The sequence below is a fragment of the Bacteroides faecis genome, assembly GCF_020091505.1.
Classification (GTDB): Bacteria; Bacteroidota; Bacteroidia; order Bacteroidales; family Bacteroidaceae; genus Bacteroides; species Bacteroides faecis.
On record NZ_CP081916.1, the window covers coordinates 1,193,505 to 1,206,942 of the forward strand.

The 13,438-nt window shown below is 41.1% G+C and carries 7 protein-coding genes; all 7 read left to right on the plus strand.

Annotation, left to right across the window (positions count from 1 at the left end; translation table 11 throughout):
- Positions 1–4 precede the first annotated feature (4 nt).
- The 7 genes from K6V30_RS05030 (at position 5) to K6V30_RS05060 (ending at position 13,358) form a co-directional block, all read left to right on the plus strand.
- Entirely contained in the window at positions 5–2,611 is a 2,607-nt protein-coding gene (locus K6V30_RS05030; protein ID WP_055269529.1) for a zinc-dependent metalloprotease, read from the plus strand.
- A 262-nt stretch (positions 2,612–2,873) separates the two neighbouring features.
- Complete coding sequence (locus K6V30_RS05035; RefSeq protein WP_010536019.1) at positions 2,874–3,443, plus strand: RNA polymerase sigma-70 factor; 570 nt, start codon at positions 2,874–2,876, stop codon at positions 3,441–3,443.
- A 198-nt stretch (positions 3,444–3,641) separates the two neighbouring features.
- Positions 3,642–4,826, plus strand: coding sequence for a FecR family protein (locus K6V30_RS05040; RefSeq protein WP_010536020.1), 1,185 nt, complete (start codon positions 3,642–3,644; stop codon positions 4,824–4,826).
- 33 nt (positions 4,827–4,859) lie between these two features.
- Complete coding sequence (locus K6V30_RS05045; protein WP_010536021.1) at positions 4,860–8,408, plus strand: TonB-dependent receptor; 3,549 nt, start codon at positions 4,860–4,862, stop codon at positions 8,406–8,408.
- 14 nt (positions 8,409–8,422) lie between these two features.
- A complete protein-coding gene (locus K6V30_RS05050) occupies positions 8,423–9,883 on the plus strand; it encodes a RagB/SusD family nutrient uptake outer membrane protein (protein WP_055269501.1) in 1,461 nt (486 codons plus the stop codon).
- A 6-nt stretch (positions 9,884–9,889) separates the two neighbouring features.
- Entirely contained in the window at positions 9,890–10,789 is a 900-nt protein-coding gene (locus K6V30_RS05055; RefSeq protein WP_055269502.1) for a hypothetical protein, read from the plus strand.
- Positions 10,790–10,808: 19 nt separating this feature from the next.
- On the plus strand, positions 10,809–13,358 hold the full coding sequence (locus K6V30_RS05060) for a zinc-dependent metalloprotease (protein WP_010536024.1): 2,550 nt from the start codon (positions 10,809–10,811) through the stop codon (positions 13,356–13,358).
- Positions 13,359–13,438: the final 80 nt, after the last annotated feature.

Genomic DNA, 13,438 nt, shown 5'->3' on the forward strand with positions numbered 1-13,438 from the left:
AAGTATGAGAAATAGATATAGTAAGATACTTTGTTTATTACTTCTTTTTGCCTGTTGCCTGCCACAGGAAGGAAATGCTTTCTGGCCTTTTAAAAAGAAGAAAAAAGAAGATAAGAAGGAAAACCTGACACCTTACCAGAAGCTGTTCAAGAACAAAAAGGTGCAGACAGCACATGGCCTGATGACCATTCACAAAGTGGAAGGAAAGATATATGTGGAATTTCCGATCGATATGTTAGGACGCGAAATGCTGTTTGCTTCTTCTATCGAGAATACAAGCGACGGCGGTGAGGGTGCTCCGGGACAGCTGGGCGGTACGGATGTACGTTTCCGCTTTGAGATGATCGACTCTACACTGGTGGCACGTATGCCCTTGCTGAGCAAACCGGTGAATACGAGCGGTGACAGTTATATTGCCCGTGCACTGGACAATTCGCACAATCCGGGTATTTTCAAAAGCTTTAAAGTACTGGCTTGTACACCGGACAGTTCTGCGCTTGTAGTGGATATGAAGGGACTGTTTATGGAAGGATCTGCATTTACCAAGCCTTTCCCTTCTACTTCTGCCAACGGTTATTACGGATTCGTTTCACGTGATCACTCCCTGCAGTCTGATAAGTCGGCTATCCTTGGAGTATCGGCTACAGAGAATAATATAGCTGTACGTGAAGAACTGTCTTACAAGGTTGACCACACACTGATGGGCGCTTACAGCATGTATAAGGATGTGCCTCTGACAGCTGTGGTCAATAAAATGTTGTGCATCTTGCCGGAGGAACCGATGGCTCCCCGTCTGGCTGATTCGCGCTTGGGAATGACAACGCAGCTGAAAAGTGACTTTGCGGGAGCTACTCAGGAAGTGAAAAGCATACGTTATGCAAAGCGCTGGCGTATCGAACCGTCTGACTCTGCTGCTCATCGTCGTGGAGAATTGGTTCAACCTAAAAAGCAGCTGGTCTTTTATATCGACAGCCTGATGCCTGCAAAATGGAATCCATATATCAAAGCCGGTGCAGAATCATGGAATAAGGCGTTTGAGAAGATAGGATTTAAAGATGTTATCTGTGTGAAGGAGTTTCCGAAGAACGATACATTGTTCAATGCAAACAGTCTTGATTGTATGACCGTACGTTATTCTGCTTCCTGGATGAATTCCGCGCAGACTACGATACACTCTGATTCACGTACAGGTGAGATTCTGAATGCTTCTATCCTGATCAATGCAAACATGATCAGTGTGCAGTATGCTGACCGTGTCGGAGCAACTGTAGCTATCGACCCTCGTGTACGTACTACTGTTTTCCCGGAAGATATACAAGGTGAGTTGATCGAGGCTGCTATCGCTCAGGCGGTAGGTACCGGTCTGGGATTGACTATGAACTGGGGGGCTTCCTGTGCTTATCCGGTAGATTCGTTGCGTTCGGTAGGCTTTACACAGAAGTACGGACTGGCTTCTTCCGTTATGGGAGGAGTAGTGATCAATGATGTGGCTACGGAAGACGATGTACGCAAAGGAGTATGCCTGGTTAATACCAAGCCCGGTCCTTACGACGAACTGGTGATTAAATATTTATATCAGCCTATTTATGCTTCTTCATTGCAGGAAGAGAAAGATACGCTGGACAGCTGGATTCGTGAACATACAGGAGATCCGCATTATGCCTATATCCGCAATCAGTCCCGTTTCGATTCCGATCCCCGTAACAGCCGTGGAAGTTTGGGAGATGATCATTTGAAATCATTCGACTATATGCTTCCCAATGTCCGCAAAGGATTTGAGAACTATTATAACTGGTTTGCCAAGGATGACCGTGATTTCTTAATGCGCAGACGTGTACACTCTGCCCTAAGTGAAAGGCTGAGCGGACGTATTTACGCTGTTCTGAGTTATATTGGGGGTATTTACCTGAATGATATTCGTGAGAAGGATGCGATACCGAGCTACTCAATGGTAGATCGGGAGAAGCAGAAAGCAGCATTGGATAAGGCACTGGAACTGGCGAAGAATTTGGAGTGGGTGGATGATGATGCTCATGCCAAGGAATTCGAGATTGCAGATGAGAAGGCAGATCGTCTTCGTCTGGATATCTTCAATGGAATTTTCGGACGTCTGCCTTATGTCGAAGTTTGTACGGAACGTTTCCCCGATGCGGCTTACACGGCTTCGGAATATCTGGATGATATTTACGGAGTTGTCTGGGAAGGCGTATTGAAACACCGTCCGTTGAAAGACTTTGAAAGAGCTTTGCAGACTGCATTCCTGGAAAGTATCATTTCGACATCGACAGCCACTTCGCCTGTCGGTAGTTTCAAAGCTTCTAAAACTGCATTTGCAGCTTCCGGCAAGCCGGAGATTAATCTGGCTGCTCTGAGAAACGGAGAAAGAGTGGATATGAAGATGCAACTCCTGCAGAATCCGGAAGAGATAGCAGGTTTTTCTTCAGTACCGCCGATCTACACTAATCAGACGAAAATTGCTGCGTATTATTTCGACTTGTTGATGAAGACGAAAGATATGCTCGAAAAAGCTGTATCAGCAGCTCCCGAAGCAGATCGTTCTCATTACGACTTGTTGATCTACCGCATCAAGAAGGCTATAGAAATTGAATAAATCTCTATTACATAAACTCTCTCTTAATTAATTTGTCTCTATGAAAACAATATTGTAAGAGGTATTTTTAAGGATTTCTTCTATGCAATATTGAGCATTTTTCACCTGGGTTTACATTGTCGAATGTAAATCCGGGTGAATCTTTTATAGGCGGATATCTTTTGGAAAGTACCATACAACTAGATTGTCCGAGAGAAAAATATCAGTCTTTCTGTATAGAACATTATTATTTAATTTGTATTTTTGGCGCAAAACTCCCGAAATGACTAACAATGAGATTTCCATAGAACAAATTAATAAGTTGGATGCGGCTGCTTTCCGACTGCTTTATAAGAATTATTATAAAGCATTGGTTTGCTATGCAATAACAATTGTCGGAGATTCAGAATCTGCAGAAGATATTGTCCAGGAGTTATTCTCCACTATTTGGGAGAAGAAGATGCTTTTCCGGTCTCTGGCTTCATTTAGGGCTTATCTGTATAATTCTGTCAGAAATGCTTCCCTGGATTATTTGAAACATAAGGATGTGGAAGGTAGCTATCTTCAGAAGATGCTTGATAGCCACTCCACTACATTTAGGATGGAAGAAGAGGAAGAAGGGTTCTTTAGTGAAGAAGTCTATCGCCAGTTACTTCAGACAATTGATGCTTTGCCAGATCGATGCCGGGAAGTTTTTTTGATGTATATGGAAGGTAAGAAGAACGAGGAGATTGCTACTGCACTCCATGTTTCTCTTGAAACTGTGAAGACTCAAAAGAAGAGAGCAATGTCCTTCCTTAGAAAAAAATTAGGCTCCTATCATTTTCTATTATTGCAAATGTTACTTCCCTAAAAAGAAGCATAACACTCAATCCACTTTACTTGTTAACACCTGTTTGCAATGAACAAAATGTTCGTTGTTTTTCTTGATTATTGTACAAAAAGAACGGTCTTCTAAATAAATAAAGTATCTTTTGAATAAAAAAACTTCAGAATCCTGTCCCCCATTTCTTCTTCTTAGTCGTCTTTACTATAAATAACCTGAAATAATATGATAAAGCGTAAAAGAAGTATAAATTCTATCATCCATGATCAGTTGCTGGGATACGCTTCGGAAGAAGATAAAAAACAGTTGCAGTCATGGCTTGATAGTTCTCAAGAAAATAGAGAGAACTATGATCGTCTGATGCGTGAGGCTTGTTTGATTGACAGGTATAAACAGTTTGCCCAGGTAGATGAAGAACGTGCTTGGGAAAGGTTTCAGAAAAAGCATTTCTCTATTCGCTCTGCTCGTTGGGTCAAAATAGGACGCTATGCTGCAATCTTCTTATTGCCGATAATCGGTTTTGCAATATGGTTTTGGACTTTGCGGCTGATGGATTCTCAGCCGGTGATTTCGGATGAAGTTCGTATTGCTATGATCCGGTCGGAGAAGATGGGTAAACAAAAGGCAACACTGGTTCTGGCAAATGGACAGAAGATGGATTTAAAATCAGTGCCTGCTAAGCCATTACAGGATTCGGTGGAACAAGTTCCTGTTGCTCAGCCGTCAGTTCCTAAGACTGATATGAACGAATCGGAAGAGGTCTCTGTTGTAGAAAATAATAAGTTGAGTACTTATGATGACAGTGAATTCTGGATGACGTTTGAAGACGGGACCAGGGTGCATCTGAATTATAATACGACATTGAAATATCCACCACATTTCGGTACTACCACTCGCACGGTCTATTTGGATGGGGAGGCTTATTTTCAGGTAGCCAAGGATAGCAAACGCCCTTTCCGTGTCATTACGGCGAATGGAGTGGTCAAGCAGTACGGGACAACTTTCAATGTAAATACACATGTGCCCGGAATAACGAAAGTAGTGCTGGTGAAAGGTTCTGTAAGTGTGCTTCCTAATCAGGGAGGGGAATATAAAATAAAACCGGGGGAATTGGCGGTTCTTCAGGCTGATACGCAAGATGTACAAATTAGCGTAGTGGATATCGAGCCGTATATCGCATGGAACAGTGGACGCTTCGTTTTTGATAACTGTTCTTTGGAGAGTCTGATGAATGTAATATCACGTTGGTACAACAAAGATATCGTATTCGAATCGGAAGATACCAAGAAGATACGTTTTACAGGAGATATTGATCGCTACGGCTCAATAGAGCCCATATTGAAAGCGATACAGCGGGTGACTCATCTGGAAATGGAAATACAGGGGAAGACCATAATTATAAAGAAATAAACATATTAACTACTATTAAAAAAGGAGGACGACATGCAAAAAAAGAGAGCTCGAGAACGCATTATCATGTTTCTCTGTATTATTTCCTTGTTGTTTACACCGGTGTTGGCTGCATCGCAATCTAATGCAATGAGGGTATCCTTAGATCTTAAATCTGCAACAGTTAAAGAATTTTTTGATGCTGTAAAAGTACAGACTGGCCTGAACTTTATTTATAGTACGGAGCAAGTGAAGAATATGCCTCGTATCACTATTCAGAGCAATAGTCAGCCTATCAGTGAGGTGTTGAACAAAGTGCTGGCAAATACCGGATACAGTTATGAAATAGAAGGAAATATTGTAACCATTGTATATCAGCAACCTAAAGAGAATGTCCGCACGGCTACGGGCGTTGTGGTTGATGAGGGAGGGTTGCCCTTGCCGGGAGCTTATATAAAACTCTCTAAAACGGAACATTCGACGATAACTGATAATGAAGGTAAGTTTTCTATTAATTTATTCCGTCAGAAAGAGCCTGTCCTGATTGTCTCGTATTTGGGAATGATTGTACAGGAAGTAAAAGTTGCCGGTACTAAACCTATGACAATCGTGATGAAATCGGATGTGAAGTCAATCGATGAAGTTGTAGTGACAGGTTATCAGGAGATTGACAGACGCAAGTTGGCAAGCTCCATATCCTCTATAAAGGGAGCTGATCTGATTGGTGGGGAGTATCTGTCTATCGACAAAATGTTGCAGGGACGCCTGCCGGGTGTTGCTGTGATGAATATGTCATCTACTCCGGGAGCTGCTCCTAAGATTAGAATTAGGGGATCTTCCTCTATTACAGGAAATAGAGAACCGGTATGGGTAGTCGATGGGATTATTCTGGAAGAACCTGTCAATATCTCTACAGAAGAGTTGAATAGTCCGGATAAGATAAACTTGATCGGAAATGCCATCGGTTCGGTCAATCCGGAAGATATTGAACGTGTGGATATTCTGAAAGATGCCAGCGCTACTGCTATCTATGGCATCAAAGCGGCCAATGGAGTTATTGTGGTCACTACCAAGCAAGGAAAAAAACAGAAACCGAGTATCACGTATACCGCTACATTGGGGATAACAGCTCCTCCTACTTACGATAAAATGTTTCGGATGAATTCTGCCGACAGAATTGATATGTCTATCGAAATGCAGGAGAGGGGATTATCTTTCGGAAGTTACAAACCTTCGGATATTGGCTATGAAGGAGCATTGCAACATCTGTGGAATAAAGATATTACCTATCAGGAATTCTTAAACCAAGTAAAGATATTGAAAGGACTGAATACCGATTGGTATGACTTGCTGTTCCGTACAGCATTTACACATCAGCATTCGGTATCCATTACAGGTGGAAATGAGCGGAGCAATTATTATATGTCCATAGGATATGCGAATAATAACAGTGTGACTACCAAGGAAGGACTGGAGCGCTATAACGTACTGGCTAAAATAAATACTAGAATCAACCGGAATATACATTTGGGACTGAAGGTAAGCGGCTCTCTTTCTAAAGCAGAACATCCTCATACTTCCATTGATGTGTATGAATATGCTTATAATACTTCACGAGCTATTCCTTTGCGGACGGCTTCTGATGAGTTGTATTTTTATGCGAATGAGGCAGGACACAATGGGATTCTGCCTTATAATATTATGAATGAACTGAACCATACAGGTAACAAAAATGATAATTCTTCGATAGATGTAGCTATAAACTTAGATTGGAATGTGGCTTCATGGATAAAATTCTCATCGATATTGGGAGCATCTAGAAGTAACGTAACGCAGGAGAACTGGGCGGATGAACAATCATATTATATTTCATCTATGCGGCAAAGCCCTTATGGAAAGAAACTACCGGATCTAACGGAAGATCCCAAATTTGTAGAAGAATACTGTCTACTTCCATTTGGAGGAGAATTAGCGACGACCAATACCCGTAACACTTCTTATACCTGGAGAAATAGTCTGGCTTTGATGCAAAGTTTTGGAAAACATGAAATCTCAGGAAGTATTGGACAGGAAGTCAGATCTTCCAAATATGATGGATTAAAATCCACACAATATGGATATTTGCCGGAAAGAGGTAAAAAGTTTGTAGATATTGATCCGACGATATGGAAAAGGTATGCCGCTTTGGTTAAGAATCATCCGGATGTAGTGACCGATACAAAGAATAATGTGATTTCGTTGTACGCTACTGCTTCTTATGTGTATGATAGCCGATATATTCTGAACTTTAATATACGAACTGATGGTTCCAATAAATTCGGTCAGAGCAAGAGCGTGCGTTTTCTGCCGATATGGTCTGTATCTACCCGATGGAATGTTATCAATGAGAAATTTATGAAAAACGTCAGTTTCCTGAATGATTTGGCAATCCGTGCTTCATACGGTATACAAGGTAACGTACATCCGGACCAGACTCCTAATCTGATTGCCAGTCTGGGAACGCTGGAATCGTTGCCACAGGAATATGTGTCAACTCTTTATAAATTGCCGAATAATAAGCTGAAATGGGAAAAGACCAACTCTTACAATATTGCAATTGACTGGGCATTTTGGAATAACAGAGTTTATGGCTCTCTCGATGTGTATTACAAAAAGGGCGTTGATCAGGTTGTTACGAAAAACGTAGCTCCTTCTACGGGAGCATCGAGTGTTTCTATTAATGATGGAGATGTTGAAAATAGAGGCTGGGATTTGGCTGTATCTTTTGTTCCTGTCCAGACTCGGAACTGGATGTGGAGTATATCATTTAATACAGGTAAGAACTATAATAAAGTATTGAATGCTGGAAACTCGGCTGTTACCTGGCAAGATTATATTGCAGGAACATTGGTGAGTAATGGTAATGCGATTAACAGTTTCTATTCTTACAAGTTTGATAAACTGGATGCACAGGGATATCCTACCTTTAAGGATGTTAACGAGAAGGATGAAGAGGGTAATGCTGTCGTTCATTCGCAGCAAGAGATGTATGACCGTGCCTTTGTCCTTTCCGGAAAACGTGAGCCGGACCTGACGGGCGGATTCTCTACTTATTTGAAATACAAGAATATTACATTCAATGCATTGTTCTCGTTTAGTTTTGGCAATAAGATACGTTTGAACGATTTGTATGAGTCATCTGGACAACGGCTTCCTTATCCAGACCAGAACATGTCCAGTGAGTTCGTGAATCGTTGGAGAGAACCGGGTGACGAGGACAGAACTATTATACCGGTTTTGTCGGATAAAAGTTTGCAGATCAATGATAAGGCTGTGACTTATCGTATTGCAGATAATGGATGGGATATGTATAATAAAAGTGATATTCGGGTAGTTTCAGGTAGTTTTCTCAGATGCCGTTCGATGTCTGTCCGTTATGATTTCAAATGTGAATGGTTGAAACCGATCTATCTCAAAGGAGCTAGTGTCAGTTTTGATGCTGGTAATGTTTTTGTCATCAAAGATAAAAGTTTGAAAGGGAGAGATCCTGAACAAATCGGATTTGGTTCGAGAAGCATACCGCCACAGCGTTCTTATTCGCTTCGCTTTAGTCTTACTCTTTAATAATGAAAATGACGATGAAAAAGTATAATTTATATCTCTTATTGCTAATAGTCATATTGTCATCATGTAGTGACTTCCTGGAGGAAAGTTCGCAGGATTTGATGATCCCGAAGTCGGTTAAAGACTATAAAGAATTACTCTTCGGTGAAATATTGAAGAATGGTGAAGTTTTACATCCTTATCTGGAGTATATGACAGATGATGTGAAAGACCAGTGCTATTACGGAACTAATCCGGGTGTAATCTCGAATGATTTTAGGGAAAGTGTATGGGCGTATTATACTTGGCAGGCTAATCCTGAAGTCGGAAAACTGAATGAATTTACTGCTGATAATGCATGGGTTTCTTATTTCCATAAGATTTTGATGACTAATATTATTTTGGATAACCTACCTAAAATGACGGGAACAGATATCGAACGTCAGGATTTGGCTGGAGAAGCCTATTTCATGCGTGCTTTTTCGTACTTTATGCTTGCAAACCTCTATGGGCAGCCTTATCATCCCGCTACTGCTGACCAGGATCTCTGTGTGCCGGTAAATAATGAGATCAGTCTGTCGGACAAAATGATGAGGCGAGCTACTAATTCTGTGGTTTATGCACAAATGGAAAAAGATATAAATCGGGCTATCCAATGTTTTAAAATGGTAGGGGGAGAAAAGAGTATTTACCGTCCGAATTTGCCTGGCGCCTATTTATTAGCATCGCGTATTGCTCTTTTTCAGGAGAAATATGATCAAACGATTTTGTATTGTGATTCGGTATTTAAAGAGTCTTCCCATGCTCTTTATAAGCTAAAAGAGAAAGACGATAATTATTTCTTTTCTCTTGCCAATAAAGAAATATTGTTTTCTTATGGAACTACAACCCTTGAATCATACATGAGGGAAGACTTCAGATATGCAGGCGAATTGGTTGTATCTGATGATCTACTGAAACAGTATTCTGCAGACGATTTGCGAGTGACTAACTTCTTTAAGCATACGAAAGGTTCGCAGAGGAGGCCTGTCGCGAAAGAATATAATATCTATACCCCTATTAAATGGAGTAGGAATTCTGCTACTGTTTATTCCAATGCTTTCCGTATTTCGGAAGCTTATCTGAATCGTGCTGAGGCTTTTGCTGAACTTGGCAATACGAACAAGGCTCTTGCTGACTTAAATGAGCTCCGTGAAAATCGTATGAAACCGGGAACTCCGCCGTTAGCTGTTGATGAAGACGGAATTGTAGCAACCGTACGTAAGGAACGCCGTAGAGAACTGGCATTTGAAGGATTCCGCTGGTTTGATTTGCGCAGGTATGGCTGCCCTCCTTTGAAGCATACTTACAGTTCAAAGGAGAACGAAGGAGCAGGGGATGTCTTCGAACTGAAAGAGAAAGGCTCATACGTGTTGCCGATTCCTAAGAGCGAAAGAGAGAGAAATACGGAAATAGAGATATTCGACCGTCCGAATAGTGAACCTGTTAATAATTGATCGATTATGAAGAAACTTATATTATTAATTTGTATGCTGGCAGGTATGTCTTCTTGTTATCATGAAGATGCGTTAATCGTTCCTGATCAACCGGATAAGTATAACATTCTGACAGATGATCCGTCAGATCCGACACAGCATTTTATATACCAGTTTTATCAGAAATATCAGACTGTGATTATAACCAATCCGACTGAGGCTGATTATAAATTCAACTTTACGGCGAATAACGGAATTAAAATAACTGCTCCCGAACAAAAGCAGGAGATTATTGATGAAGGGATTGAGTTTTTGCAAAAGGTATTATTGAATTTGTATTCGGATAGTTTTTTAAAGAAGAATTTACCTTTTTCTATATTGTTATCTGAAGAGGTCCGGATGGCCTCTTATGGTGAGACAACCATCATGAATTGCTATGCTAGTAGCAGCTTTATAGCCTTAGGTAATGTATCATCTTCTCTGAAAACAATGACCGATGAGGAGTTTGTGAAAATCAGAGTAGATGTGAATGCCAGCTTTTGGGCAAAGTATATGTCGGAAGTCAGAGGATTGTTTACTATTTCAGATGCTTTTTATGAAGCTAGTGAAGAAGTTGAACCGAAATTGTACGACCCGAACTGGTATCGTTTTAAAGGAACGGACCCTAATGAAATCGATTTTTATAAGTATGGGGTGATTACTTATTCTGAGAACTCCTATATTGATGAAGATTGGCCGGATTTTAATTCCATTTATGCTCCTTTAAAGAGTGAAGACCTTGCGCAATGGATGAATTTCGTCTTTGAGAAAACTCCTGCCGAGATTCAGGAAATCTGCGATAAATATCCGGTAATGAAGAAGAAGTATGATGTGATTCGGGAAGCTATGCTTGAAAACGGATTCGATCTGTCCAAACTGGAACTATAGAACTTAAAAACAACATGATATGAACAAAATTTTCACTTTATTACTTGTAGGAGCATTAACTGCCGGAGCGGTAACTGCTAATGCCGAAAGTCAGATTTTTAAAAAGAAAAAAAAGAAAGCAAAAGCGGAAACAGAGCAGTCGGCGGCAAAAGATTCCACGAAGAGTAGTATGACCGAATACAAAAAACTGCTGAAAGGAGCCAAGACGATTGATGGTATGTTTAAGATACACATCGTTAAGGATAAGTATTATTTCGAAATACCTAAAGACTTGATGGGGCGGGATTTTATGATTGCGTCCAGAGTATCGAGTACCAGTAATAATAAAGATATAGCTGCCGGACAAATGCCCCGAAATCCGGTACTGGTAACCTTCTCAGCAGATAAAAAGAAAATCTACATGCACAAAAAGATGGTGCGCAATTTGTGTGACACTACTTCCAATATGTACGCTGCTTTTCAGCGCAACTTCTCGGATCCTATTTGGGAAGCATATAAGATAGAAAGTCTTTCACCGGACTCTTCGGCATATGTCATCGATATGAGTTCGCTTTTTATAACGGATGTACCGGAATTCAGCCCATTTCGTTCGGAGAATATAATGGATGTATTGATGAAGAGAAAAGCATTGAAGGGAAGTCTTGTTTCTTCCAAGTCGGCTATCCTGGGAATGAAGTCTTTTCCGTTGAATATAAACATCAAGACGCTGATGAGTTATACTGTTGACGGAGGACCGTTCACTGTAACTATGACGCGTAATATTATTTTGCTGCCGGAGGAAATTATGCGTCCCCGTTATGGAGACTCGCGTATCGGTTATTTTGATGAAAGCAAGAGGTTTTATACTGAAAAGAAAGATGGTTTGCAAGAACTTACTTACATCAACCGATGGGATTTGCAACCAAAACCAGAAGATTTGGAACGTTATAAGCAAGGTGAGTTGGTGGAACCTCAGAAGCCGATTGTATATTACGTTGATACTGCTATCCCTGACAAGTGGAGAGATTACATAAAGAAAGGAATAGAAGACTGGCAGGTTGCGTTTGAGGAAATTGGATTTAAGAATGCGATTGTAGCGAAAGACTATCCGAAGGATGATCCGAACTTTGATCCGGATGATATTCGTTATAGCTGCTACCGAATGATTACCACTCCGATACAAAATTCAATGGGACCTTCCTGTGCCGATCCTCGTTCGGGTGAAATCATTCAGGGAGACGTCTTGTTTTATTCAAATATCATTAAGCTGTTGCATAACTGGCGGTTTGTTCAGACTGCTACTGTTGACCCCAAAGTACGCAAGGCAGTGTTTGATGACGAGACGATGGGAAGTTCGTTACGTTATGTAGCAGCGCACGAGATCGGACATACCCTGGGACTGATGCATAACTTCGGTGCATCTTATTCGTATCCGGTGGACTCGCTCCGTTCGGCCACTTTCACTCAGAAGTATGGTACAACTCCGTCCATCATGGACTATACGCGCTATAATTATGTAGCTCAGCCGGAAGACAAAGGAGTTGCTCTGACTCCTCCGCTTTTGGGTGTATATGATAAGTTTGCCATCAAATGGGGATATAAACCTATATTTGATGCGGCATCTCCTGAAGATGAGAAAGCTACTTTGAACAAGTGGATCAAAGAGAAAGAGAATGATCCGATGTACAAATACGGTCCGCAGCCTTTTATTAATGAGGTCGATCCTTCTTGTAAATCTGAGGATTTGGGTGATAATGCCGTGAAGGCAGGAAGATATGGCTTAAAGAATCTGAAACTTATCATGAAAAACCTGCCGGAATGGACCTGTGAAGATGATCATCAATATGAACGCCTGACAGAATCATATCAGGAAGTGATTATGCAGATGCAACGCTACTTACTGCATGCCATGGTGTCCATCGGTGGAATTTATTTTGATGAGCCGAGACGGGACAGCGAAAAGCCTGTTATCCGTTTTGTGTCGAAAGCAGAACAGAAGGAGGCATTGAAGTTTGTTATGGAAACCATGATGGAACTCCCCGAATGGGTACTTGACAAGAAGGTGATTGAGTATACCGGTCCGACTTATTCGCCAAGTACTTTGCAGTCAATCATTATGAATCGTTTGTTCTTCACATACATTACATCCAGTCTTGTTTTGTACGAGGAGTTATATCCCAAACAGGCTTATACTTTTGCTGAGTATATGGATGATATTTATGATTTTGTGTGGAAGAAAACTATATCCGGTGCCCGGTTGAATATGTACGACCGTAACCTGCAAATTACTTATGTGGAAAAGTTGTTGAAAGAAGGAGGAATGCTGAAACAAAAATCTTCTCCATTCTCATTTAAAGACTTGAATGAAGTGGAGAAACAACTGCTTACGGATAATGTCGATTGGACGAAAGCCGGCTTTGAACTCAACCCGCTCGGAAGTGTGGATATGGTTAAGAATCCGGCTATTCATCAGAAGGTAATGGATAGCTATAGTTTGCTGCGAAGCAAAGTAAATACGGGTGATGCTACTACCCGGGCACATTATCAAAGTCTTGTCTTTAAAATAAAGCAAGCGTTAACGGAACAATAACTATCTCTCTTAGATACTTGGGGGCACCTCGTCGCAGTGATTGTGGCGGGGTGCTAGTTTTATCCGGTCAATGGCTTTTT